A 24,855-nucleotide genomic window follows, 5' to 3' on the forward strand; every position below is an offset into this window, starting at 1 on the left:
CAGAAACAGGTTTTTTGCTTACGCATCCTGGGTTATGATGACGGCACTTAGGTTGATGACATGGTATCTATGAAAGCAGTAGTAAAAATCGTCTTACTGGCGGCAGCTCTTAGCCTGAGCGCCTGTAGCAGCTGGGTATACCGTATTGATATTCCGCAGGGTAACTTTTTAGAGCAAAAGGACGTTGATAAACTCCGTATTGCCATGACCAAGGAGCAGGTGGTGTTTGTACTGGGTAATCCGGTCGCAGCCAACCCCTTTGACCACGATACCTGGCATTACTTTTATGCCCTGAAAGGCGGCCGTGGCAATAACTTTGAAAAGCGCCTGGTGGTGGAGTTTAAAGATGACCGGCTGGTCAATATCAGTGGTGACTTTGATAAACACCCGGACTTTGATAAACCGCTGGATATTTAAGACAGCATATTAGCAAGATATACAGCAAAGCCGCTTTATCGCGGCTTTTTTATTGTAGTCATTGTTGTTGTGATTTTTTTTGTGATTTTTGTTGTGATTATTGTTGTAAGCGTCGCGGCCAAACTGCGGTAGGATGGCATACCAAACTGCTTTGACCTTATAAATGACCACCGGTAACTTTATTCGCCCGCCCCTCGTCCTTAGCTTTTTCGGCACGGCGCCGACGCAAATCTTTCGGATCAGCAATCAAAGGTCGGTAGATTTCAATCCGGTCGCCGTCTTTCACTTTATCACTTAGCTTCACCGGCCGGCTCCAGACCCCCACTTTTTGTTCGCTCAGGTTAATCTGCGGAAATTGCTGCAAAATACCGGATTGACGGATAATCTGCTCAACACAGGTATCAGCCGGCACCGAGATAGTTAACAAAGCCTGCCGCTCCGGCAAGGCATACGCCACCTCAACGCTAATGGTATCGGAAATGGCGGCACCTGCGCTGTTATTCACCATAAACTTGCTTCGCTCTCTGGGTAAAGGCGTTGACCATGGCAGCCGTTAACTCCTGAAATATCTTGCCAAAGGCAAACTGCACCAACTTATTTGAAAATTCAAATTCCAGCTGCAAAATCACCTTGCAGGCTTGCTCATTTAACGGCACAAACTGCCAGCCGCCCTGCAAGCGCTTAAAAGGCCCATCAACCAGCTGCATTTCTATGCGTTGTACCGGGTGTAAAATATTACGGGTAGTAAAGCTTTGCCCAATGCCTGCCTTGGAAACTTCCAGTTTCGCCACCATTTCCTGTTCAGTGTGGCGGATCACCGTGGCTTTGGTACAGCCGGGTAAAAATTGCGGATAATCCGGCACCGCATTAACCAGGTCGTACATTTGTTGCGCGCTGTAAAAAACCAAGGCACTGCGCTCAATTTGTGGCATACTCACTCCCCTTTAAACTCGCCGCCGATTGTAACAGAATAACGCGCTGCAACAAGGCATGAGCCATCGCTGACATCCAACACTGAGCTGCGACAAGTAACGAAATATGAGCAAAAAACAAGCAAGCAAAAACAAAAACGGTACCATAGCGCAAAACCGCAAAGCGCGGCACGAGTACTTTTTAGAAGACCGCTACGAAGCCGGCCTGGCCCTGCAAGGCTGGGAATTAAAAAGTATTCGCGAGGGCAAGGTCAACCTGTCCGACTCTTATGTCATTTTGCATAATGGTGAAGCCTTTTTACTCGGCGCACAAATTCAGCCGCTAAACAGTGCCTCTACCCATGTGGTATGCGACCCCGAGCGCAGCCGCAAACTGCTGCTGCACAAGCGCGAGCTAAGTAAACTTGTTGGCCTGAAAGAGCGCGAAGGTTATACCCTGGTCGCCACCGCCATGTACTGGAAAGCCTGCTGGGTAAAGCTGGAGTTTCATTTAGCCAAGGGCAAGAAAAGCTATGACAAGCGTGACGATATTAAAGACCGCGACTGGTCACGCGAGAAAGAGCGCATGATGAAACACAGTAAACACTAAAACACCCTTGAAACTTTTTCCGCCTGGCCCCATCTAATTAGGGCGACAGGAAAACGGCTAAAGCATAAAGCCCGCTTGTGTAAAGCAATCAGGCTGCGTACAATAGCCAAACACTGAAAGTGAGTGTTACTTCCACAGAATTCGGGGCTGATTCTGGATTCGACGGGATTCACGAACTCTTAGGTGCATGCCGAGGTGAGGTAGGCCTCGTAAAAAAGCCTCAATTAAATAGTCGCAAACGACGAAACTTACGCAATCGCTGCCTAATAAGCAGTAGATAGCTCTTCCCCTCACGCATGCCTGTAAGCTGAGACTCTGGAAGATCACCCCTAACAGGATCGCGTCGCGTCTTCGCCTGGAGACAAAACGTTAAAACCAATCAGGCTCGCCCGACGATAGCCTGCCAGCTGGCGCTCATAGGGTTAACTAAATAACTGGCTAAGCATGTAGTACCGACGATGTAGGTTTTTCGGACGCGGGTTCAACTCCCGCCAGCTCCACCAACTAGAGAAGCGGCGCATTAGCGCCGCTTTTTTATTGCCGCAATCACAAACCGCAGCATAATCTCACCATCGAGCAATGTTTGTTTGTCAGCAGCAATTTAACTTCTTAGCGACTATCATGCCCCCAAAGCCGCTTTATCATAACCTTGGCGATGCGAAATACACTCTGTTTCGATACTATGTATAAATATTTTCACACCTTTTTCCCTTGTCCTGTGGTGATTTAGCAGCGATTTGCTGCAAAATAAGCGCTTGCTGGTTTGATCTCTGCAAATAAAATCTGCATAGTAAGCATCAGTGCTGCGCTGCGCCTGAAAATGGGCGGCCAGTTGCATAGCTGTATCAGGGAAGAATGCCGCACTCAGGACGCGCCGGCCGGCTTATGCTATTACAACAAAAACAGCATTTTCCTATTGTCAGGGTTGCGCCATGCATTCTAATTCTCAGGCGAGTTTAGCGCTTAGCCTGCCACAAACTGCTGTGCCCAGCGAACCACTCCCACAGCAAGGTGGTCACTGGGCATTATTGTTTCAGCGCGATTTTCAGATCAAGCGCGCCGTTAGTAGCGACGAGCAGCAACAAAGCTATCGTTTACGCCACCAGGTGTATTGCGAAGAGTTAGGCTTTGAGCCTACCAATGCCAATGCCATTGAGCAGGATCACTACGATCAGCGCTCTGCCCATTATCTGCTACAACACCGGCAAAGCCACAGTCTGGCCGGCACTATGCGGATGGTGTATTGCCGTTCAGCCGCAGAACAATTACCGGTAGCTAGTTATTTCGCTGGCAGTTTTACCGAACCACAATTGCAGCCAGCAGCCTTCGCACCGGACAGCATTTGTGAACTATCACGTCTGGCGCTGGCCGGTGAATTTCGCCGCCAGCAGCAACCGCATAATCCGGCACTTAGCCAGTTAAATCCGCTACAGGTTAGCCCGAACAACAGTCATTACCGTTATCTGGCAGCGGGTTTGTATCTGGCTGCACTGGAGCAAGCCTACAGCGAGGGGATAGCGCATGCCTATGCTGTGGTTGCGCCCGCTCTGGCCAGAATGCTCAACCGGGTCGGCTTTCAATTCCGGCAAATCAGCGCCCCCATTGAACTGAACGGTCAGCGCGCTGCCTATTACCTGGATGTGAACAAAAGCCTCTATACTTTGTGTGATGATTATAAGCTGTTACGGCAAGTGCTGGCTGCGCAACTGGCGCAGGTTAGCCTCTCTGGCATCCGCTAACGTCCGACGGATTACATAGCACTATGGATTCATTAACCCAAATTGCTCTTGGCTCGGCAGTTGCCGTTGCTGTGGTGGGCCGCAAAAGCTCAGTTAAAAAAGCCGCGCTCTGGGGCGCGGTGGCCGGCACACTGCCGGATCTGGATATCTTGATCGACTACGGTGATGCGCTGAGTAATATGGTGTACCACCGTGGCTTTAGCCATGCCCTGTTTTACCTGACTCTGTTATCACCACTGCTGGCGCTGCTGATTTGTAAAATTCATCAGCAAATGCCGCTGTACCGTCATTGGTTGCTGGCGATCTGGCTGGTGCTAATTACCCACCCCCTACTGGACACCCTTACCATCTATGGTACCCAGCTGGCGCTGCCCTTTAGTAATCATCCGTTTGCGGTGGGCAGCATCTTTATTATCGATCCCCTTTATACGCTGCCATTACTGCTCGGCCTGGCCTGGGTGCTGTGGCGCGGCAAAAGAGCCCTGGCCGCTAATACTGCAGCCCTGGTGTTCTCCAGCTGTTATTTACTCTGGGGGCTGGCTGCGCAGCAGCATGTCTTACAAGTTGCTGCCAAGCAGCCGGTAAGCAATGACGCCAGGGTGCTGGTGGTACCGACCGCACTTAACACCTTGCTGTGGCGGGTATTGCTGGTCACCGAGGAAGCTTACTATGAAGGCTTCTACTCGCTGCTGGAAAAGAACAGCGACATCGTGTTTCAGCGTTATGTACTGGACCCTGAGTTATACCAGCGCTATCAGCAGCATCCGGACGTGCAAACGCTGGCCACCTTTAGTCAGGGTTTTTACGCCCTGGAGCAACAGGGCGAGCAAGTGGTGATCACAGATTTACGGATGGGGCAACAACAAAACTATGCCTTTAGTTTTGTGCTGGCCGAGGAGCCTGGGCAACCGGCCAGCCGCTTGCCCCGACAACTGCAGCTGGCCGAAACCGTAAGCTGGGTGTGGCGCACTCTGACCGGTGAGCTCAGTGCCGCTAACCAATTACCTCGTAACCTGACCAGTCCGGACGCAGTGGCTGAGCCTGACCGCCCGGCAGCAGCTCAATATAGTAGCCACTAGCCTGCTGTAACGGCAGGCAGTCGTCTAACTGCAGCAAATCATCTTTGTGCGGGCTATCGGCATCGGTCAATAACTGGGCTTTGGCCCTTGCCTTAGCCTCTGCCGCATTCTTCGCCACACAGAGCATAAAATCATGCTGCTCGGCAATCTTGCCCGGGTAATAACCACCAAAATTAACAAAAAACAGCTTTTCCGCCTGCTCAACCGGCGTTGTCGACAGACGGATCTGATAGCCATCAATATTATGTAGCGCCAGATAGCTGTCTAAATGCAGGCCTTTAAGCTCGCCAAACCATTGCTGACGCAGCTGGGGGTAAGTCTGCTCAATGGTCTCACCGACCACAAAACGCACGTCGTGCAGTTCAATATTGGCACCGGGTGCGGTACCACCTAAATAGACTAAAAATAGCTGCATTAACTGTCCTTATAAACGAATACTTAAACCATCAGTCAGGGCACGGCGATAAGCCACCAAGGCCGGTACGCAAGCCAGTAGCGCAGCAGCAGCCAGAATGCCGCCAGCCCAGTACAGGCTTTGTAAGCTAAAGGGGCTCAGGCTGATAAAGAGGCCATAGTTCGCTGCCAGATAGTCCTGCACACCCCACAGCGCTGCCAGCAGTAACACAGCACTGCTGAGCATCGCCACACTGGTCAGTAACAGTACTTCGAGTTGGATCAGCCAGAACAGATACCAGGGGCTGGCCCCCACCGCACGTAAAATCGCCATTTCCCGTTGCCGCTCCCGCATCGAGGCCAGCAAGGTGGTCATCATGCCAACTAAAGCCGCCACCAGCACCAATAAGGTGATCAGCAGCAGCATATTCTCTACCATGCCCAGCATTTGCCACAGCTCAGCCAGTGCCACCCCGGGTAAGATGGCAGTCAGAGGTTCACCGCGAAACTCATTGATCTGCCGCTGTACCACAAAAGTTGCCATCCGTGAGTTCAACCCCACCATAAAGGCGGTAATCGCCTTCGGAGTCAAATCCATTTCCAGCGCCTGTTCGGCACTGACCTGCCGGCCAGGCATAGGCGCGCCCTGCTGCCAGTCGATATGGATGGCTTCAATGCCTTCCAGGCTAACATGTACTGTCTGATCAACAGGAGTACCGGTTGGCGCCAGGATGCCGACGACAGTAAAGGGCTTGTCTTTATGCTCGGAAAAACTGACGGCGCCGATACCATGCGCCAGTACGATTTCCTGCCCCAGCACATAGCCCAGACGCTTTGCCACCTCAGCGCCTAATACCGCATCATAAACACCGGTAAAGGGCACGCCCTCAGCAAACTGCAGCTGCTGCGATGAGGCGTAGCGGAAATGTTCAAAATAGCCCTGATTCGTGCCTAATACCCGGTAGCCACGGTGCGAATCGCCGAGCGATAACGGGATGGTCCAGGCGATTTGTGGATGCCGGCTGATCCGCTCATAGGTCGCCCAGCTGACATTTGCGGTGGCATTACCGATCCGGAATACCGAATACAGCAACAAATTCAGCTGACCAGAGCGGGCACCGACGATCAGATCAGTACCAGACACCGTATTGGTAAAGCTACTGCGGGCTTCTTTACGGATATGATCAATTCCCAGCAGCAGCACCAGACTAATGGTAAGCGACAACAGGGTTAGTAACACAGTGCCCCGGCGGTTCCATAAACTTAGACGGGCGAGTTTAATTAACATGCCACTACTCCTTGCTCCAGGGCTGTCATCGCCAGTTGATAATGAAAATAACGCTGCAACTGACTGTCATGGCTGACAAAGATCACAGTAGTGCCGCTTTTATCCGCCTCACTGAGCAATACCTGCATAAAGGCATCGCGGTTATCAGCATCCAAGGCTGAGGTGGGCTCATCGGCAATCAGTAAGGTTGGCTGGGTCAGTAAAGCCCGGGCAATGGCAACCCGCTGCTGCTGACCTACGCTTAACTGGCTGGCTTTTTGCTGCCAGTAATTATCTCCCAGCCCCAGTGCTGTTAACAGTTCGCGGGCCCGCTGCTGCATTGCTGCGGCCGGCGCCCTGGCAAAGGCAGCACGTAACAGTACGTTATCCAGCACACTCAGATAGGGGATCAGGTTCAGTTGCTGAAACACCACCCCGATCTCATAAGCGCGCAATTTATCGCGACGCGAGGCACTGAGCTGATGCAGCGCCATGCCGTTTAACCAGATCTCTCCAGCGTTAGGCACGGTAATACCGCATAACAAATTCAATAGCGTAGTTTTACCGCTGCCCGAGGCTCCGCGTACAAAGAGGTGCTGGCCGCTACTTAGCGACAACTTTGGGATGGCCAGTTGCCAACCGCCGGGCTGGTACCAAAATTTAAGATCTTTGAGTTCAATCGCAGGAAATTTCGGCTTGGTGGTCACAGGGTCTCCTTTCTGCATGCTATGATAGCGCAGCATAGTGCAATGTGCTGTGCAGTGTTCTGTGCCGTATTATGCGTTAATTAAGAGGCGAAACTCCAATGTTCAACAAGTTGTCTGTTGCGTTTTCTTTGGTACTGACCGCAATGTTGGCTTTTAGCCTGCAGGCGGCCGAGGTTAAAACCATTGAATGGACTGATTTAATGCCGGAAGAGGACCTGAAGCTACTCCAGTCCTTACCCGAGGTGACGCACGACTATAGTCAGCCTTCACCGTTTGAAGATAACTACAATGGTAATGACCCTACTGCCCAGGCCTGGCAGCAAATTTTACAGTCAGCCAAGGTAAAACCGGAATTTAATAACGTTAAGGTCCGGATCCCGGGCTTTATTGTGCCGCTGGAATTTGATGACAAACAAAATGTGACCAGTTTCTTCCTGGTACCCTACTTTGGTGCCTGTATCCACGTACCGCCACCGCCACCAAACCAGATTATCTATGTTACCGGCGCGTCCAATCTGCGCGCGGATATGATCTATTCGCCATTCTGGATCAGCGGCACCATTACCACTGACAGTGTCTCGCATGACTTAGCCAATGCGGCTTACAGCATCAAGGCCGATAAGGTAGAAGAATATACCTGGTAACTCCCCCGTAACAAAAAACAGTTACAAAAAAGCCGGTTTGCTGTTTTAAGCAATACCGGCTTTTTTATGGCGCTGCTTTCCAGCGCCTTGCGATACAACTGCCGTTAGAAACGAATGCTGTTGTTATTCAGTGTTGCTGTAGCGGCGCCCTGGCGACCGTTAATCACCCACTGCACCTCCACCTTTTCCAGTGCCGGCGTCAGACTGAACAAACCCAGCTCCAACTGCTGCAAACGCGCCGGGTTTTGACACAGCAAACTGATATTGGCATAAAAATCACCATGACCAGTGTAACCCGGTTCGGTCAGATCAGTATTAGCATCGGCGCTTTGCACTTCGCAGTGGGCGTCGCGGCTTAAGGTAAGCCAGGTTGCCTGGGCAAGATTATCCAGCGCCAGCGCAATTTCCTGCCGTTGCTCGTTATTGCTTGGCGCGTGTTCAAAACCGACGATATTGTAGGCGGCAGATTGCAACGCCAGTTGCAGTTCATTGCCCTCCAGTACCAGCGTCAGCGTCGCCGCGCCATGCACATGAGCACCCAATTGAGTCATCTCATCATGATCATGGTCGTGCTCATGCTTGTGGTCATGATCGTGTTTATGATCATGATCGTGATTATGTTGTTCAGCCTTGGGCGCTTTGTCGTGCTGATGCGCCGGATGCGCCTGAACCAGCGCAGCCGGGCCCAGCAGTATGGCGGGCAGCAGCAGGGCAATCAATTTTGATGACATAGCCTTCTCCTCAAATGTTATTGTGTCACATCATACTCAGTTTTTACGCGACTGCAACGCTAACGAATGATCGCCAAAGGGCTCACTCCCGTACTCGCCATAACTCTGATTAACTGTGGCCGCTATGCGCAAACTGATTATTATTCTGGGCGATCAATTAAGCCCGGCCCTGGCCAGCCTGCGTCAGGCGGGTCCTGACGACCTGATTCTGATGGCAGAGGTGCAAACCGAAGCCCGTTACGTGAAACATCATAAGCACAAAATCATTTTACTGTTTAGCGCAATGCGTCATTTTGCTGCAACCTTGCGGCAACAGGGCTTTGCGCTCTGTTATCTGGAATATGGCGCTCAGCCGGGTATTCACAGTATGACCGATGCCGTTGCCCATGCCCTGCAGCAGCAAGAGTTCAGTGACATTGTCATCACCGAGTGCGGCGAATACCGGTTGCAACAGGAGATACTGAGCTGGCGCGAACGTTTTAATCTGCCGCTGCACGTGCTGGAAGATGACCGCTTTATCTGTTCAACGGCGATGTTTGCACAATGGGCCACAGATCGCCAGCAGCTGCGGATGGAGTTTTTTTACCGCCAGATGCGCCGCTACACCGGCTTACTGATGGATGCGAAGCAACAACCTGTCGGTGGCCAATGGAACTACGATAAAGACAACCGCAAGGCCTGCCCACCGGATCTGCAGCAAATTCCGCCATTGCAGTTTAGCCCCGATGCCATTACCCGGCAGGTGATGGCGCTGGTTGAAACCGAGTTCGCCGACCATCCTGGCAGCGTCGGTGAATTTCACTACGCCGTCACCGGTAAAGCCGCCCGGCAGGCGTTCTTGCATTTTGTTGATCAGCAGCTGGCCAATTTTGGCGATTATCAGGACGCAATGCTGCTGGAGCAGCCATTCTTGTTTCACAGCATCTGTTCGATGTACCTGAATGCAGGTTTACTGGATGTACGCTGGATGTGCCAGAAAGTCGAAACCGCCTGGCGCGAACAAAGCGTCAGCCTGAATGCCGCCGAGGGCTTTATCCGGCAGCTCATTGGCTGGCGCGAATATGTCCGCGGCCTGTATTGGTTAATGATGCCAGACTACAGCCGCCATAATTTCCTGCAGGCGCATACACCTCTGCCAGGGTTTTACTGGCATGCCGGAACTAAGATGCGCTGTATGCAGCAGGCGATCAGTCAAACCCTGCAACATGGCTATGCGCATCATATTCAACGCTTAATGGTTACCGGTAACTTTGCCTTACTGGCGGGCTTAGCCATCGATGAAGTCACGGCCTGGTATCTGGCGGTTTATGTCGATGCCTACGAGTGGGTTGAGCTGCCCAATACGCTGGGAATGGCGCTATTTGCCGATGGCGGCATTCTGGCGTCAAAACCCTATGCCGCCAGCGGCGCCTATATCAACCGGATGAGCAACTATTGCAAACATTGCCACTACCAGGTGAAAGAGGTGACAGGTGCCAAAGCCTGCCCTTTTAACGCGCTGTACTGGGATTTTCTGGCCCGCAACGAGTCGCAATTAGGTCAGAATGCACGGATGCAGCTGGCTTATAAAAACTGGCATAACAAAACGCCGGAGCAGCAACAAGCGATCCGCGCCCAGGCTGCGCAGTGGTTAATACAGATTGAGCAGTTATGACAACACTGGTACTACTAAATAGCAGCTTACGGCTGGATGACAACCCGCTGCTCAAGGCACCAGCGGGGCCGGCCGCTGCGGTAGTGGTGCTTGAGCAGCAGCAGTGCTTTGGCCGCCAGTATGGCCTGTATCGCAGCAATCTGTGGCGCCTGAAAACCCAGCTGCAAGCCTTTCAGGCGCTCACTGAGGCCCTGGCACAGCACAATATTGGTCTGATTATCCGCTTTGGCGATACCCGCAGCGAACTTTTACAGTTAGCAGAACAGCTGCAGGCCGATAGACTGCTGGCCAGTGAGCCAACGGCACCGGAGGAATACCAGGCGCTGCGTGCTCTGGCACCGGCGCTTGCGCTGGAACTGCAGGATAATAACAGCCTACTCGGCGCTTCACTAAGACCAGAGCTTAGCCGCTTGCCTGATCGCTTTACGCAATTTCGCAAACAGTTGGAGCCAAGCCTGCTGGTCACGCCGCCGAAAAGGACGCAGCCTGCTGGTGACTGGTTAAGCCCGGCTGCTGCCGCCACTTACTCGCAGCAGGCGATGCTACAGCAATGGCTTGGCAACAGCGTTCCGGCAAGCTGGGATGAAACTAAGGCGCTGGCGCGACTTAAGCATTTTATCTGGCAGGGCCGGCATATTCTGCATTACAAAGACAGCCGCAATGCGCTCATCGGTGAGCATTACGCCAGCTTTTTCTCAACGCCGCTCAGCTTGGGCACCTTGTCGGTGCGCCGCTGCTGGCAGCAGGTGGAACAATTTGAACAGCAGGTCGAAGCTAACGAATCAACCTACTGGCTAAAATTTGAATTATTGTGGCGGGAGTTTTTCCGCTGGCAAATGCGTAAATATCAGGCGCGCTGGTTTAGTAAAACCGGCATCAGCGGTAAGGCTGATTACAGCAAACCCAACCTGAACAACTCGCAGCAGCATGCTTTTGCCAGCTGGTGTGCCGGCAACACCGGCGTACCCTTTATCGATGCCAATATGCGGCTGTTAAATCAGAGCGGTTTAATGAGTAACCGCGGCCGGCAGAATGTGGCCAGCTATCTGGTGCATGACTTGGCGCTGGATTGGCGGCTGGGCGCTGCCTACTTCGAGCAGCGGCTACTCGATTACGATGTCGCCAGTAACTGGGGTAACTGGGCCTATATCGCGGGCTATGGCAATAGTGAAGCCCGGCCTTTTAACCCGATTAAGCAGGCGCTCTGGTACGATCCCGACGCGGCCTTTGTACGGGCGCTGCTGCCGGACATCAGCGGCGTCGGTAAGGCAGCGCATCGCCCTGCCGCACACGCCCACCTGTTACCGCAGTGGCGCAGCTGGTTAAGCGAACTCTAGCGATGCATCTGCTGTGGTTTAAACGCGACCTGCGCCTCGAGGACCACGCGGCGCTGTTTTATGCCGCCAAAAATGGCAGCGCCGTGTTACCAGTCTATATTGTCGAGCCAGATTATTGGCAACAGCCTGATGTGTCGTTACGGCACTGGGCCTTTGTCAGCGAAGCCCTGACGCAGCTGCAGCAGCAACTGACAGCGCTGGGGCAGCCTCTGCTGGTGTGTTATGGCGCCGCGACCCGGGTGCTACGTGAGCTCTGTGCCCGCTTTCCGATCAGCGCTGTCTATAGCCATCAGGAAACCGGTAATTTATGGAGCTATCAGCGTGATCTGGCAGTAGCACGTTTACTGGCAGAACTGGCTCTGCCATGGCAGCAATACCCGCAGTTTGCGGTGATCCGCACGCTCAGTTCACGCGATCACTGGTTTGAGCAAGCCGATCATTGGCTGAGCCAACCGCTGTACCCCTGCCCGGCCAGGCTACCTTTTATTTGCGCCGCGAACTGGCAGGCGCCGCTGCCGGTGCCGCAACGCAGCCGCGACTTGCCAGCGTGTCAGCAGCGGCAACATGGCTGGCAGCTGCAACAGACGTTGCATAGCTTTCTACACCAACGCAGCCAGCACTATCATGGCGGCATTTCTTTTGCGGCGCGCGCAGTAAATAGCTGCTCCCGCCTCAGCCCCTTTCTGTCTTATGGCCAGCTTAGTATCCGTCAACTGCAGCAGCTTACCGAGCAACAACGTAAGGCCAGCGATTCCACCCAGCAAAAACGCGGGCTGCAGGCGTTTTACAGCCGGCTGCGCTGGCATTGCCATTTTATACAGAAGCTGGAAGATGAGCCGGAAGTGGAAATGCGTAATATGCATCGCGGCTTTGATGGCTTACGCGAGGACGCCTTTGATGCGGCGCTGTTCCAGGCCTGGGCCAGCGGTCAGACCGGCTATCCGCTGATTGACGCGGCCATGCGCTCGCTGCTAAATACCGGTTGGTTGCACTTTCGCGGCCGCGCCATGCTGGTGGCCTTTGCCAGTTATCATTTATGGCTGCACTGGCGGCCGCTGGCATTACATCTGGCACAATGCTTTGTCGACTACGAGCCGGGCATCCACTATCCGCAAATTCAGATGCAAGCCGGCACGACCGGGATCAACCCCAACCGCATGTACAACCCGGTAAAACAAAGTATGCAAAAAGATCCCAAGGGTGATTTTATCCGGCAATGGCTGCCGGAATTACGCCGGGTGCCGGACAGCTGGCTGCATCAGCCCTGGCTGATGAGCAGCTCGCTGCAACAGCAATACGGTTGTATGATAGGCCGTGATTATCCGGCGCCGGTGGTCGCGGCCAGCCAGGCCGTAAGCGCCGCCAGAGCGAAACTCAGTCAGTGGCTGGCGCAGCAACGCGGGCAGTTTGAACTGGAAAAGCGTCAGGTATTTCAGCGCCATGCCAGCCGAAATCGGCCAGCAGAGCGGCGCTCAGTAAAGCAGAGCAGTCAGCTCGGGTTATTCGACTAACACCTTGGCTTAAACTGACGGGAGCAGCTTAGATGGCCTCTTCGTCTTCCTCACCGGTACGAATACGGATCACCCGCTCCACATCAAACACGAAGATCTTACCATCACCAATGCGGCCGGTTTGCGCTGTGGTCATAATGGCTTCGACACAACGTTCTACCTGCTCATCAGTGACTACGATTTCCAGCTTAACCTTAGGCAAAAAATCCACCATATATTCGGCGCCGCGGTACAACTCAGTGTGGCCTTTCTGCCGGCCAAAGCCTTTAACTTCAGTTACCGTCATGCCGGTAATATTCAGATCGGCCAGCGCTTCGCGCACATCATCGAGCTTAAAGGGTTTAATAATGGCTTCAATTTTTTTCATGGTAGAACTCATCGCTCTGCTTAGATAGTGGCCGCAGTATAATACAACAGACTGCAGGCTTCAGCTGTCGGAGCGCATTTTGTTGATCCTTTCAGCAATAAATCCGTTAAGATATCAATAACCAACAGCGAGGCCACTATGAGCATAGAACAAGCAATTATCCGGGAAATGCGGGTGCTGCCGCAGATCGATGTCGAATTTGAGATCCGCCGCCGGGTCGACTTTATTAAAGCGAGGCTGCAAAGTGCCGGCTTAAAAACTCTGGTACTTGGCATCAGTGGCGGTGTTGACTCCACTACTTGTGGCCGGCTGGCCCAGTTAGCGGTGGATGAATTAAACCGCGAACAGAGTGGTGGCTATCAGTTTATCGCGGTACGGCTGCCGTACGGTGTGCAAAAAGATGAAGAAGAAGCGCAGCTGGCGCTGCGTTTTATCCAACCCAGTCTTAGTGTGACGGTCAATATAAAGGCGGCAGCCGATGCGCTGCATCAGAGCACCTTACTGGGTATTGAGAGCCTGCCGTTACCGGGCGAAGCGCAGCAGGATTTTGCCAAAGGCAATGTTAAAGCTCGCTGCCGGATGCTGGCGCAATATCATATTGCGGCGCTGCAAGGCGGTTTAGTGCTGGGTACCGATCATTCGGCAGAAAATATTACCGGCTTCTACACCAAATGGGGTGACGGTGCCTGTGATCTGGCACCGCTGTTCGGCTTAAGTAAACGCCAGGTCCGGGCCTTGGCACGGCATCTGGGCGCGCCGGAACTACTGGTAGAAAAAACACCGACAGCCGATCTGGAATGTATGGCGCCGCAAAAGGCCGATGAAGCGGCGCTGGGACTTACTTACCAGCAAATTGATGACTTTTTGGAAGGCAAGGCAGTGGATGCGGCAGTCAGCGCGCGTTTAGTGCAGATCTATCAGAAAACCCAACATAAGCGCCAACCGATCCCAACGGTATACGACCCTTTGTAACAGCGCACATCCCCTAAAGCGGGCTGAATTACCGCTTTAGGGCGTTTTAGCATAACAACCAAGAACAATATAAATAACATTTATTTCACAATACATATCTTCGCGCTAGACTTCATAGCAGTAGCAAAGGAGTCTGGATATGCGCCAACTTGGGTTAACCTTACTTGAACTACTGATTGCGTTAGCGGTATTAGCTATCTTGCTATCCATCGGTGCGCCGGCGATGGATGAACTTATCCACCAGCAGCGCGCCAAAAGTTATGTGCAGCAATTCAGCCGCCATTTACATTTTGCCAGGCTGCAAGCCAGTAGCCATCTGCAACCGGTACGCTTGTGCCCCGTCAGCGGCAATCAATGTCTGGGCGACTGGCAGCACGATCCCATTAGGTTGACGTTACAGTTGCCAGAGCCGACACCACCATTGCTATTACGGGAACTACCGGCGCTGCCAGGCGGGCATCGTCTGAATTATAACCGCCAGCATCTGGAGTTTCGCCGTGACGGCAGTTTAAATGCGTTGGAAAACGGTACCTTTTATTACTGTCCGCCCAGCCGCTTTAACTGGCATTACCGGCTGGTATTAAATCAGGCCGGACGCAGCCGGCTGCATTATATCAATACCGCCTGCCCCTGAATGGATTTCGCTTTAGCTTACTCATCGCCAAGGTTCTGCGTCATATTGGCATTGCTGCTCTTTTAACTGCAGCATAAGCGGACTTGCTGACGCCACCCGGCCATTGCCTTTACTCCCAACAGCTTAACGGTTCAGCCAAACCGGGATTGCGCTGCCCAAGATGATTCAGACTAAACTGTCGGCAGAGTTGGTCCTGTTGTTGAGGTCCCTGCGCCGTTAACAGCAGTAAATAGCTGTGCGGTGCTATGCTTGCCGACAGCTGTAACTGATAACGGCCGTTAAGAGTTAGTGCTGAGCTTAACCCCAGCTCAACCGCACTGGTGGCGTAACGACCCTCTGCCAGCAGATATTGCTCTTGCCGCGCAGCCAGTTCTAATAAGGTAGTAACCGCCTGGGCACGGTAGGAGCGCAGGATATATTGCTGATAAGACGGGTAACTGATACTCGCCAGGATCCCCAGCAACAGCAATGTGATCAGCATCTCCAGCAGCGTAAAGCCACGCGCTTTCATTAAAAGGCCCCCTGCTCGTCTTTAAAGGTGGCCAGACGTCGGATAAAAGCTCGGGCATCCAGCTGCAGCGGCTCACTGCAATAGTGACAATCACCACTGATCCGACGCAGTACCGGCAGAATAGTCAGTTGCTGCTCGGTATTAGCCCAGATCAGGCTGACGCTCAGATCCACCTGCTGTTGCAATTGCAAACGCCCGTTTGCCAGATAGGGGATGCTCAGCTGCCGGCTTTGATAGACCTGCCCTGCGGTATGTAATTGCACTGCCAACAGCTGATGCTCGGCCAGTTCAGGCTGGCAACTGTCTGCGGTTGGGCGCATTAAAGGCGCATAGATCACACCGGCAACCACTCGCGGCAGTGCCGTTAAGCGACCGTTTAAGCGCATTTGCCAACCCGCCGTTGCCAACAAATTACGCCAATCAGCAGCACTGAGCGTAAGTTGCTGCTCTGCATCGGATAATTCAGTGCGATCTGTGAGCTGAGCGCCCTGGATAAAGGTTTGCAGCGCCGGATTAACGCTATAACGCAACAGCAGCAACACATCCTGATCCGACAGTGGGTCGCGGCCAAGCAATAACAGCAGATGCTGCTCCAGATTTTTCCAGACTGCCGGCGCCAGGCGACCTGGTAATCGCGTTCTGAGCAAGCTGACGCTATAACGAAACTGCAGCCCAAGCCCGGACAAGTCCGCCAATAGCACAGGCGTACCCAGTTGGTTGCCGGAAAAAGCCACCCGCCAAATTAAGCCTTGTTGATTCACCAGCCACAGATGATCCGCCAGCCCATCCAGATCCGCATCTTCTGCCAGCGGCTGCGCCATAAAGCTACCGGAAAAAGCCGGATGATTCAGCGCGATGCTGGCAAGTAGTTGCTGATCTGCTGCGCCGAGCACCTGCAGCTCGGCAGGCTCCGACGACGCTGCGGCCCAGGCCAGTTCCGCCTGTACCGTCTGTTGCTGATGTTTAAGCGTTAGCCGTGCCGGCTCAGTCGGCAGAAACTCCGGGCAAGCCGCAGGCAAAGCCAGACTATGCAGCAGCAGCCAAAGTAGCAGAATGCGGGGGCTCATGGTGCAAACTCCGGGATCTGCAACCTTTTACGTAGCAGCATGCTGCCGTAGCGGGTATAAAGCGGGTATTGATGATGTTGCTCTGCTGTTTCAAATAACACCAACTCACATTGCATGCTGGCATCTGACCAGGCGGCATAGGTTCCCGGGCAAGAGGGCAGAGCTGATACCGGATCAGGTAGCAGTTCCGGATCCAAACCGGATAACTGTAACAGATGCGCCTGCAATGCCTGTACGTCCAGTTGCAGTTGCTGCTGCGCTGCCTGAGCCGATTTCACGCTAAGCTGGCTAATATATAAATTACTACTGACCATTAATAACATAACCACTAAAAACAACAGTGCACTGAGTAAAACCATTCCTTGCTCTCTCATAGCTCCTCCGTAGTTTCAGTAACGATGCTCTGAATTGTCGTCCTCACTCTTCTGCCGTACTGGCAAAACTAAAATTCACCGCCCCACTTAACAGCAGGCGCCGGTAGTGATCGCCGGGCGCAGCAAACTGCTGCGATCCCAACTGATATAAACGCTGATTCTGATACCGCATATCCGGCTCCAACGCCCGCAGTAACACAAAGAAGCGGACACCCAGGATCCGCGCATCCTGTTGTAACCAGTAGCCGCTGGTCATATCGGCGGTGGGTACTATGGCATCAGGTAGCCCGTCCTGATCCAGATCGAGCAGAAACTCAAAGTGCAGCCGCTCCACCCCATCGACTACCGAGTCGGTACTGATACTGGCTTGTCCGCCTGCAGTGCGAACCAGACGCTTGCGCATCAGGACCGGTATACTGCCAGTGCTGTGTTGCTGCCATTGGATATACAGCACTAAATGTTGGTAGGGAAAAAGCAGTGTCTGAGCCGGAATAGCACTGTCACGATCGACGAACTGCGCTTGCTGCCACTGCGGCCAGAAGTAATAACGGTTGGCACGCATTTCATCAGGCGTTACAGCTAAACCCAAAGTGCGTTTGAGTTGGATAAACTCAGTGCCATTTGCCAGGTTAGACAAACAGGATAATTGCCCGCTGCTACCGGCCGCCGCGGCATAAAGCGTCAGAAAGGGTTCATTGGTAAGCGGGAAACTGCCATGCGTCATACCGGGCAGCCGGCAATCGGCGGCCGGTGGCGCAGCCTGGCTGCTACTTTGCCTGACTTGTGCTAGCGATTGACCGGCCCAGAAACCGCTATTTTCAAACTCGTTATACAACAAATTCATTACTAACTGGCCATTTTGCTGCAAAAACGCCAGCTGCCGGCTCTGGGTAGAAGCAGCACTAAGACTGCTAAAAGCAGTTAACATCAACGCCAGTAGTAACAGCGCCAGTGTACTGGCGATCATTAATTCGATTAATGAAAAGCCTCCTTGCTTGCCTGTCATACGCTACTCCATGGCAGGAACCTGTAGACCGGCCCGACCTGGCCCGCCGCCGCAGTGCTGGCTGGCCAGGCTCAGCGCCGAGCGCTGTTGCCAGCTGGCTTGCAATCTGATGTGTCCGGCTTGCTGCTGTAGGCAAAACTCGGGCGCCAGCAAGAGCCCATAGCCACTATCGGTTAACCATTGCTGCTGCCAGCGCGCCAGCAAATGCTGGCGGTAATCTCCGTCCACGCAACCCGATGCGCAAGGCGGCATACCCGCTTCCGGCAATACATCGAGAGCGGTATCTGTAGTAGTATGAAAACTGGAAAGTTGTGGCAGGATATCACGCGCCAGCGCCACAGCTGTGGTGGTTTGCAAGGCATCGGTAGTCAAGCGCAGTGCTTGCAGCTGAGCAGCAAGCACTGTCAGTAAGCCGACTTTTAAGATCAGTAAAGTGACCAGTACCTCGACTAAAGTCACTCCCTGTTGGCGTAACATGGCGACCTCGTTTAGCAACCCTTAGGTAAATAAACTTAGATCACCTTGTTAAAATTTCAACAAAATTTGTGAATTTTTTTACCAACACCTTTGTACTGTTGCCAGGTCAAAACCACCGTTAGCACCTTTGCGCCCCGTCTGATCATAGGTCAGCACACCGCAACCATCCCCAGCCTGGGCTGCGGATGGGGTTGCGGTAATCCGATAGGTTCTGGCGGCCTGATTGTCCAGCGCAAAGGTATAGCGCTGGTTAAGATCGTTAATACACTGACTAGCCGGCAAATTTAACCCAAGGTAGCTAAAATTCGCCGAATAGCCGCGCTCCATAAAGTGCGACAGCTCCATCACGCAAGCGGTAGCCGCACTACGATTACTGCGCAATACATAATCGCGGTAAGATGGGTAGGCAATAGAGGCCAGAATACCTACTATTGCCACCGCCACCATTAACTCGATTAGCGTGATACCTTTAATTTTATTTATCATCATGGATTACTTAACTCCCGCCAGGATACCCTGCCGCGTAAAAATTCCAGATCAACATTGACATCAGCAATACGGGTGTCTGCCAAGCCAACAATCATTTTGTTGTCAAAAAACACCGGCTCACTCGGCATACCATCAAAGCGGATCGCACTGACAACGGTAAGTTCACCGTTGTTAACACCGGGAATACTGATCGAGTCGTTGCCGTCAAAGGTACCATCATTGTTACGATCAAAGAAATTGTAACGTAAACGACTACCACTGTAAGGGTCAACCGACATTACCCAGCCGCTACCTTGCGGATTACACAGGTTATCACCGGGAATAATGCTGTTTACCACCATCGCATTACCAACCAATTGTGGCCGGTTTACGATCCGCTCCCGCTGATCACCCAAATCAATAAACCAGCCCCGCTTCGTCGTCATATCATTAGGTGCGCCCAGTTCAATGACACGAGCATTGCTTTGCTCACCCAGGATTTTCCGCTCCTGTAGTTCACTACGGCTGGTAATTTTGGCACCGTCCCGGATCCCGTACCAGGTATTCAGGCTACTGGTCAGCGGGTCCTCTTCTGACAACATCCGCCCGGTGCCGAAGTTAACCCAAAGATAACCGGTCTTCGGATCCGAACTCAGAGTCAGGCCGCCGGTAACAGGTTGGCGCACCCCGTTCTTATCCTTCGCAACAAATAGTGGATCACCACCGTAAGCCACTGCCCAGCTTGCTGCGCTACTGGAAGATAAGTCAAACTTCCAGATATTGCCCTGCAGATCGCCCACAAAAAACCAATCCGTAATACCATCACCGTTAGCATCCCAACCTTCAACCTGACCAGTACCATTATTTAAGGCAGTGCCAGCATCCAGCTTACGTAACACCTCACCGGTTTCCAAATCAATAACCAATAAACCGGCCTTGTTGGCGCTATTGTTATAACCATACCCAACCACTACGGCCCATTTATCGTTATTTAAACGTGCGACCACGGGTTTACTGGTTGTGATACCTAACTCGGGAAAGCTCTTATCCCAAAGCACCTTTTCAGCGGCATTGGTTGTTAATGCAACAGGTGAAGTAACATCTATTGCAAACAGACCTGTACCACCACGGCCTAAAGAACCTATCAAAACCGTTTTCCAGCTACCGCCAAGGTAAACGTCAAAAGCAACCGGAGAGCCATCAACGAAGTAGCGATGTTCATACTCTACACTGGCATAATCTGCCAGATTAGCCGCAGGCGTAAGCACAGAGGCAGGTACATAGGCCATAATTTCAGTACCTGAGGTGGCATTAAAAGCATGCAACATACCATCGTTAGCCCCCACATAAACCACCGCAGACCTGCTCTGTTGTGCGGCAAGAAAGTCCCGATAACTACTGGCACCAGCCCAGTTATAACGTTGGAAATTACGGTTCACCGGATTAGCTACATATAGCGGTGACGAATTGGCAATATCCCCTAATACACTAACCCGTTTTCTAAACTGGGCATTGTCTCCCACTTCTTTGCTCTGATCACCACGCAGGTAGTCAATCAGGTCATCGTTGCCACTTAGTGCATTGCCATCAGCATTAACATTAGCTTTAGTGAACACCGCTGCACCGGCATTATTACGTTTACCAAAAATAATATTTCTGCTGCCCCACGCCGGGAAATTGGCTTCCCAGACCGGAACGGCAGGATCATCGATGTTGAAGGACTTTAGGGCCCCACTCCATTCACCCGAATTAAAACTGCCCTGAAATACAAAATTATCCGCTTGGGTTGAGGTGGTTGTACCGGCCAGGTTCGAGGCAGACGCCACCCGGTCCTGAATTGCCCTTAGCGTCGCCTCCAATCTGCGGGCAAAATCATCCGGGTTATCTGCGGTAAAGAAACCACCACGGCCATTGACTGCCGCATGTAGCAGGTCATCCAACTTAGCCGCATTAGTAGTTGGGTTGTTCCAGGTAACACTGGCGCCACTACTAATCGCATTAAAAGCTGTTGTCGGATTAACTGAGCCGGTTACACCTAAACCGACGCCAAAAGTCACCATATGTTGCCAGAATGCCGGATTAATGGTACTGGTTGGCACCCGGTTTTCCAGATCTGGGCGTAAATCGCGGTTCCAATAGTACATGGCGACATCAGCCAGCGTATTACTATGGCCATCGGAAAATGGCGATCTCGGTTGATACTGATATTGCAGCCCATCAGGACCTGTGATTAAAGGGCCGGTATTACCATCGACATTGGCTCTGGCGGCGGTGGTGGTTGCTTCAGCATCATTCCAGTAACCATCGGTCATCAGGATGGTAAAGCTTTGCCGGCAAGTAATATGATCTAAAGTCGGCTCTGTACCTGAGCCCGGATTTAACCCCCAGGGCCCTTTACTATCTGAGCGTGAATAGTAACGGCCTGCATCATCCAATGCCCGACGCAGTGGTGTGCCAGAAGTCGGCCAGTTACTTTCATATAAACGGCGGTAAAAGTCGTCTTTATCAGAGCCAGAAAAAGGTCGTACACCACGAATAATCGTTCTGGTACTGACGCCGTCGACATTAGTGGACGCGGCATTAATGGAGCCAAAACCAACACGCATCCGCTCAGACTGGTTAACAAAGGCCCGGCCGATACCCGCTTGCGAGGCTAACATTCTGGAGCGGTAATAGGTGTACCAATTAGCAAAGTTCTGGATTTCCTGCGCATAGGTACAAACACCGGCTGTACAATCGGTGCGGTTAACACGACCACCGCCGCTGTAAGAGGTGACAGTGGCGCGAATTTCGACCTTGGTGTAGTTGTTACGATTAAATCTGTCACCGCCATTGTACTGATAATATACCGCTGGAAAAAATGTACGGCTCTCGCTGACGGTGCTGCAAGAGCTGGAGCCTGTTGCTGAAGCCGTACATCTCACCCAGGTCGCGGATTCGGTGTTGTTGGTAGTTAAATTACGGGTGCCGGTATTACGGATTGGATTATGACGCGCCGCAGCAGGCGTCGCATCAGGAAAACTGCTGCCATCAGCTCTTATCCAGGGGCGATAGGTCACTGACGGATTATAATAGGACTTGTTTACCTCAAAGGAGCGCATCGCTGCGACATAATTTCTTTCGGTATTGTTCGCCGCGTTCTCATCGCGAAATGAGACCACGTTATTGTTATAGTCTCCGAGGCCATAGTTTCCCGATACCCGGGGAAAAACATAGTAGGCAGAGCCCAGATAATCATCCGGCGTGATTTCCCAATGCATTGAACCCGAGTCATCAATAATAAACATAATGTTAGGCGGCACGGCACTACCAGTTTGCAGTGGTACATTCGAGATCTGTATTGCACTGTGGGCACTGGCGGCGCCAAAGAGCAATCCGAACAAAAACGCCGGTTTACTCAGCATAGGTATTGCGTTAAAAGGTTTCATAGCTTGTCCTCAACGACGCCAAACGGTTTGGAGCATGGTTTCTGCCCGGCCATCATTCGCTGGTACCCTGGCGGTAATTCTAAAGGTAGGTTGCAGGCAATTTGCCGGTATCGTTAACGAGCGGTCACAGTCCGGCGGATAGGCCCAATCGCCCATATACTCGATAATATATTGTGCCTGTACCACCATAGCATCATTCATCGCCGGCCCCGGTTGCCACTGCGAGTTATTCCCCGGTGCCCAACGATCGGCCGCCAGCGGATTGGGTAAATTGTAAATGCCCGGCTGACCTATCAAGCCAACTGGGCCAGCCGGCAAAGCTGCATTTTCTAAACGCCGCTCAGCAAAGAGTAAGGCCGCTTCTGCTTGCTGCATTACCAACTGACTGTCATAGAGGTTACCTGTCATTCGCTCCTGTACTGTGGTACGCCGCATATTGCTGATTGCGACCAGAGTAATGGCCAACAGCAGCAGTAAACTGACCACCAAAGCAACACCTTGTTGTCTGGATCTCATCATAATTACCCCAACCTATTACGCAGCGAGACTAAAAAACGAATCGTTCTGGCGTTTGCCGGTACCTCTGTTCCTTGCAAAATAGCCGGATCCAAGGTTAGGGTGACGTTGACCGCTATCACCCTGCCCCAGGCATTAGCAGCGGTCACCGCCGCCGCTGTTTGAAATGCCATGGTGTCGCCGTTTAGATAAGCAAACTGCAGATTGTTTACGCCAAATAGCACCTCTTCATTTAACTGTCCGCCATTAATCAACGAAGCGCGAAACAATGACGAAACATTGGCATCATCCAGGCTGGGCGCGACAAACCAGGCCACGGACTCCAAACGCATTAGCATGGCGCCATTATTAAAGTTACGCGCCGGGTGCACACCGCAGGCCCAATCCTCCGGCGCGACAAAACCCAGATTAGCGTCACAATTTAATCCGGCTACCATATGCTGAACCTGATCCTGTGCAGCACCGCCGACCTGACTGACCTGAAAAATACTGGCCAGGTTCTCATCACAGGCAATGGCCAACTCACCAGCCCCGACCACAGAGGGGCTATTTAGTGTCAGCGTTTGGCCATCATATAAACGAATGGTATTACTTCTACCACCACCGTAGAGCACCCGTAATGCTTCTGAGCCATCATTAGCATTGCGGCCATTAATAGCGCCAACCGGTGCAGGCAAACCGCGGATACCCTGACCATCGCGCCAATTGGCCCAAATTGGGTTAGCACCTGCAACCGCGACCACATTTGCTACCCGCGGCGAGTTACCACAACCGGTAAAGCCGGCATTGCGAATATCATGCGCCATTAACAGATGTGCCATGCGGGCGGTATTCTGAATTTCCGCCAGCGCCTGATTGGCGCGGCCAGTGGTTTGATTGGCCAGGAACACTGTCAGAGCACCACCGAGTACCAGTAAGCCCAGTACCATCGCCACCATCAATTCAACCAGCGTGAAGCCTGTTAACTGCTTGTTCATGGCATAATTTCCGTAATAACCCTGCTATCAACGCCGGTTCTTTCATCATCCCATTCAATTGTCACAATATAGACATTTCGTGCAGCAACCCATTCAACTTCTGGACAAGTAGCTGCCCGAGTCGCTTGTTTCACGTCCAATACCCAGCCATGCGTGCCCAGCTCAGTACTGCCGGTACAATCACTAAAGGCAAAACTGCCCTGCCGTGCCAGCTGTGGATTCGCACGCAGTAACTCAGACAGGGTTTCGGTCAGGATCACAGCCATAGTCCGCTCCAGGGCATTATTGGTATGTCTGACACTGGCACCTTGCAGCGCTGCCACGCCTAATAACCCTATACCCAGCACAAAGACTGCGATCATAACTTCCAGCAGGGTGACACCCCGCTGCGTAGTTTGGCTTTTGTAGCTATTGCGATTTTTTTGTTTCATCACTGCACCTACGCTAAGTTTGCCGGGGCATTGCAGCCAGCGTTATGAATTTGCACAATTCTGACCCGTCCGCCTGATCTCAGCTGGATATCACGTGAATTCGGATTGATACTGGCGACATTAGTACACACCCGCAGCACACCGTTCAATACCGCTTCCTGATTGCCCTGGCGCACCACACCTTGCGGATTAAAGCGAATCACCTGATTAACATTATTACGGGTCGAGTTATTTACGGCCGGGCTGGCCAACAGGATAAGGTTGGCTGAGCTAAGACGACCGGCAGCAATCACAGTATTATCAGCCGGCCTTAATACCAAATAACCACGCCAGCCCGCAGCCGGTGCATTTTCGCAAACCAGCAGATCATTACTGTGGCAAAATACGATGTCCTGATTTTGCTTAATGGCTTCATTTCTGGCTAATGCCAGGGCACCTAGTAGTTCATTAGATTGGCCGGTTAAACGGTTTGCGGCCAGTAAATTGCCAAAGCTGGGCACGGCTACAGTAATCACTATTGCCAGCACCGCCACTGTTACCATTACCTCGATTAACGTAAAGCCGGATATGTTTGCTTTTTGCACAGCCACTTCCTTATCGGGTTGTGAAAACCTGTCTCAGTTTTAC

At 52.4% G+C, this 24,855-nt stretch carries 29 protein-coding genes and 1 other RNA gene; 11 read left to right on the forward strand and 19 right to left on the reverse strand.

What is annotated here, in order from left to right; genetic code table 11:
• Positions 1-60 precede the first annotated feature (60 nt).
• Positions 61-417, forward strand: a complete 357-nt coding sequence (locus AEST_RS09985; RefSeq protein WP_008608836.1) for an outer membrane protein assembly factor BamE — start codon at positions 61-63, stop codon at positions 415-417.
• 157 nt (positions 418-574) lie between these two features.
• Here the strand turns inward: AEST_RS09985 and AEST_RS09990 are convergent, their stop codons facing one another.
• Both AEST_RS09990 and AEST_RS09995 read right to left on the reverse strand, forming a co-directional pair.
• Complete coding sequence (locus AEST_RS09990) at positions 575-925, reverse strand: RnfH family protein (RefSeq protein WP_008608838.1); 351 nt, start codon at positions 923-925, stop codon at positions 575-577.
• Complete coding sequence (locus tag AEST_RS09995) at positions 915-1,349, reverse strand: type II toxin-antitoxin system RatA family toxin (RefSeq protein WP_008608839.1); 435 nt, start codon at positions 1,347-1,349, stop codon at positions 915-917. The genes AEST_RS09990 and AEST_RS09995 overlap by 11 nt, the downstream gene beginning before the upstream one ends.
• Before the next feature lie 106 nt (positions 1,350-1,455).
• On the opposite strand from AEST_RS09995, the gene smpB reads away from it, so the two are divergent.
• Complete coding sequence (gene smpB, locus AEST_RS10000) at positions 1,456-1,938, forward strand: SsrA-binding protein SmpB (RefSeq protein ID WP_008608841.1); 483 nt, start codon at positions 1,456-1,458, stop codon at positions 1,936-1,938.
• A gap of 143 nt (positions 1,939-2,081) precedes the next feature.
• Positions 2,082-2,441: a transfer-messenger RNA gene (gene ssrA, locus AEST_RS17035) on the forward strand.
• 116 nt (positions 2,442-2,557) lie between these two features.
• Here the strand turns inward: ssrA and AEST_RS10005 are convergent.
• A complete protein-coding gene (locus tag AEST_RS10005) occupies positions 2,558-2,776 on the reverse strand; it encodes a hypothetical protein (RefSeq protein ID WP_008608842.1) in 219 nt (72 codons plus the stop codon).
• Positions 2,777-2,870: 94 nt separating this feature from the next.
• Here AEST_RS10005 and AEST_RS10010 point away from each other — a divergent pair, with 94 nt between their 5' ends.
• Both AEST_RS10010 and AEST_RS10015 read left to right on the forward strand, forming a co-directional pair.
• Complete coding sequence (locus AEST_RS10010) at positions 2,871-3,677, forward strand: PEP-CTERM/exosortase system-associated acyltransferase (protein WP_008608843.1); 807 nt, start codon at positions 2,871-2,873, stop codon at positions 3,675-3,677.
• 23 nt (positions 3,678-3,700) lie between these two features.
• Positions 3,701-4,756, forward strand: a complete 1,056-nt coding sequence (locus AEST_RS10015; protein WP_008608844.1) for a metal-dependent hydrolase — start codon at positions 3,701-3,703, stop codon at positions 4,754-4,756.
• On the opposite strand, the gene AEST_RS10020 is transcribed toward AEST_RS10015, so the two are convergent.
• Genes AEST_RS10020 through AEST_RS10030 form a run of 3 tightly spaced genes read right to left on the reverse strand, consistent with a single transcriptional unit; the run spans position 4,671 to position 7,123 of the window.
• Positions 4,671-5,171 (reverse strand): DUF1543 domain-containing protein, encoded by a 501-nt coding sequence (locus AEST_RS10020; RefSeq protein WP_039925375.1) that lies wholly within the window; start codon positions 5,169-5,171, stop codon positions 4,671-4,673. The two genes, AEST_RS10015 and AEST_RS10020, sit on opposite strands and share 86 nt — an antisense overlap.
• A 9-nt stretch (positions 5,172-5,180) precedes the next feature.
• Positions 5,181-6,437: an ABC transporter permease gene (locus tag AEST_RS10025; protein WP_008608845.1), complete on the reverse strand. Its 1,257-nt coding sequence runs from the start codon at positions 6,435-6,437 to the stop codon at positions 5,181-5,183.
• Complete coding sequence (locus tag AEST_RS10030) at positions 6,431-7,123, reverse strand: ABC transporter ATP-binding protein (RefSeq protein WP_008608846.1); 693 nt, start codon at positions 7,121-7,123, stop codon at positions 6,431-6,433. The genes AEST_RS10025 and AEST_RS10030 overlap by 7 nt, the downstream gene beginning before the upstream one ends.
• A gap of 98 nt (positions 7,124-7,221) precedes the next feature.
• Here AEST_RS10030 and AEST_RS10035 point away from each other — a divergent pair, with 98 nt between their 5' ends.
• Positions 7,222-7,767, forward strand: coding sequence for a DUF3299 domain-containing protein (locus AEST_RS10035; protein ID WP_008608847.1), 546 nt, complete (start codon positions 7,222-7,224; stop codon positions 7,765-7,767).
• A gap of 104 nt (positions 7,768-7,871) precedes the next feature.
• Here the strand turns inward: AEST_RS10035 and AEST_RS10040 are convergent, their stop codons facing one another.
• A complete protein-coding gene (locus AEST_RS10040; RefSeq protein WP_008608849.1) occupies positions 7,872-8,498 on the reverse strand; it encodes a ZrgA family zinc uptake protein in 627 nt (208 codons plus the stop codon).
• A 124-nt stretch (positions 8,499-8,622) separates the two neighbouring features.
• On the opposite strand from AEST_RS10040, the gene AEST_RS10045 reads away from it, so the two are divergent.
• Genes AEST_RS10045 through AEST_RS10055 form a run of 3 tightly spaced genes read left to right on the forward strand, consistent with a single transcriptional unit; the run spans position 8,623 to position 13,000 of the window.
• The gene (locus AEST_RS10045; RefSeq protein ID WP_008608851.1) at positions 8,623-10,152 is read left to right on the forward strand and encodes a cryptochrome/photolyase family protein; all 1,530 of its coding nucleotides are present in this window, start codon (positions 8,623-8,625) and stop codon (positions 10,150-10,152) included.
• Complete coding sequence (locus AEST_RS10050; RefSeq protein ID WP_008608853.1) at positions 10,149-11,489, forward strand: DASH family cryptochrome; 1,341 nt, start codon at positions 10,149-10,151, stop codon at positions 11,487-11,489. Before AEST_RS10045 ends, AEST_RS10050 begins: the two co-directional genes overlap by 4 nt.
• Positions 11,462-13,000, forward strand: a complete 1,539-nt coding sequence (locus AEST_RS10055) for an FAD-binding domain-containing protein (RefSeq protein ID WP_238534591.1) — start codon at positions 11,462-11,464, stop codon at positions 12,998-13,000. The genes AEST_RS10050 and AEST_RS10055 overlap by 28 nt, the downstream gene beginning before the upstream one ends.
• A gap of 28 nt (positions 13,001-13,028) precedes the next feature.
• Here the strand turns inward: AEST_RS10055 and glnB are convergent, their stop codons facing one another.
• A complete protein-coding gene (gene glnB, locus AEST_RS10060) occupies positions 13,029-13,367 on the reverse strand; it encodes a nitrogen regulatory protein P-II (protein ID WP_008949963.1) in 339 nt (112 codons plus the stop codon).
• Positions 13,368-13,505: 138 nt separating this feature from the next.
• On the opposite strand from glnB, the gene nadE reads away from it, so the two are divergent.
• On the forward strand, positions 13,506-14,339 hold the full coding sequence (gene nadE / locus AEST_RS10065; protein ID WP_008608862.1) for an ammonia-dependent NAD(+) synthetase: 834 nt from the start codon (positions 13,506-13,508) through the stop codon (positions 14,337-14,339).
• A 139-nt stretch (positions 14,340-14,478) separates the two neighbouring features.
• Entirely contained in the window at positions 14,479-14,973 is a 495-nt protein-coding gene (locus tag AEST_RS10070; RefSeq protein ID WP_008608864.1) for a GspH/FimT family protein, read from the forward strand.
• Positions 14,974-15,082: 109 nt separating this feature from the next.
• Here AEST_RS10070 and AEST_RS10075 read toward each other — a convergent pair whose 3' ends face one another.
• From AEST_RS10075 to AEST_RS16830, 11 genes are all read right to left on the reverse strand, one after another.
• Positions 15,083-15,484 carry a type IV pilin protein gene (locus AEST_RS10075; protein WP_008608869.1) on the reverse strand — a complete coding sequence of 134 codons (402 nt, stop codon included), beginning with the start codon at positions 15,482-15,484 and terminating at the stop codon, positions 15,083-15,085.
• Positions 15,484-16,551 (reverse strand): hypothetical protein, encoded by a 1,068-nt coding sequence (locus AEST_RS10080; RefSeq protein ID WP_008608870.1) that lies wholly within the window; start codon positions 16,549-16,551, stop codon positions 15,484-15,486. Before AEST_RS10080 ends, AEST_RS10075 begins: the two co-directional genes overlap by 1 nt.
• The gene (locus AEST_RS10085; RefSeq protein ID WP_238534593.1) at positions 16,548-16,925 is read right to left on the reverse strand and encodes a hypothetical protein; all 378 of its coding nucleotides are present in this window, start codon (positions 16,923-16,925) and stop codon (positions 16,548-16,550) included. The genes AEST_RS10080 and AEST_RS10085 overlap by 4 nt, the downstream gene beginning before the upstream one ends.
• A gap of 43 nt (positions 16,926-16,968) precedes the next feature.
• The gene (locus AEST_RS10090) at positions 16,969-17,931 is read right to left on the reverse strand and encodes a PilW family protein (protein ID WP_008608873.1); all 963 of its coding nucleotides are present in this window, start codon (positions 17,929-17,931) and stop codon (positions 16,969-16,971) included.
• A gap of 3 nt (positions 17,932-17,934) precedes the next feature.
• On the reverse strand, positions 17,935-18,408 hold the full coding sequence (locus tag AEST_RS10095; protein WP_008608874.1) for a type IV pilus modification PilV family protein: 474 nt from the start codon (positions 18,406-18,408) through the stop codon (positions 17,935-17,937).
• Positions 18,409-18,486: 78 nt separating this feature from the next.
• Complete coding sequence (locus tag AEST_RS17515; RefSeq protein ID WP_008608875.1) at positions 18,487-18,897, reverse strand: type IV pilin protein; 411 nt, start codon at positions 18,895-18,897, stop codon at positions 18,487-18,489.
• Positions 18,894-22,304 (reverse strand): pilus assembly protein, encoded by a 3,411-nt coding sequence (locus tag AEST_RS10105; RefSeq protein ID WP_008608876.1) that lies wholly within the window; start codon positions 22,302-22,304, stop codon positions 18,894-18,896. The genes AEST_RS17515 and AEST_RS10105 overlap by 4 nt, the downstream gene beginning before the upstream one ends.
• A gap of 9 nt (positions 22,305-22,313) precedes the next feature.
• Positions 22,314-22,823, reverse strand: coding sequence for a pilus assembly PilX family protein (locus AEST_RS10110; protein ID WP_008608877.1), 510 nt, complete (start codon positions 22,821-22,823; stop codon positions 22,314-22,316).
• A 2-nt stretch (positions 22,824-22,825) separates the two neighbouring features.
• Entirely contained in the window at positions 22,826-23,797 is a 972-nt protein-coding gene (locus tag AEST_RS10115) for a PilW family protein (protein WP_008608878.1), read from the reverse strand.
• Positions 23,794-24,228: a type IV pilus modification protein PilV gene (gene pilV, locus AEST_RS16825; RefSeq protein WP_008608879.1), complete on the reverse strand. Its 435-nt coding sequence runs from the start codon at positions 24,226-24,228 to the stop codon at positions 23,794-23,796. The genes AEST_RS10115 and pilV overlap by 4 nt, the downstream gene beginning before the upstream one ends.
• A gap of 8 nt (positions 24,229-24,236) precedes the next feature.
• Complete coding sequence (locus tag AEST_RS16830) at positions 24,237-24,812, reverse strand: GspH/FimT family pseudopilin (RefSeq protein WP_008608881.1); 576 nt, start codon at positions 24,810-24,812, stop codon at positions 24,237-24,239.
• Positions 24,813-24,855: the final 43 nt, after the last annotated feature.

The organism is Alishewanella aestuarii B11, from assembly GCF_000280055.1.
GTDB lineage: Bacteria > Pseudomonadota > Gammaproteobacteria > Enterobacterales > Alteromonadaceae > Alishewanella > Alishewanella aestuarii.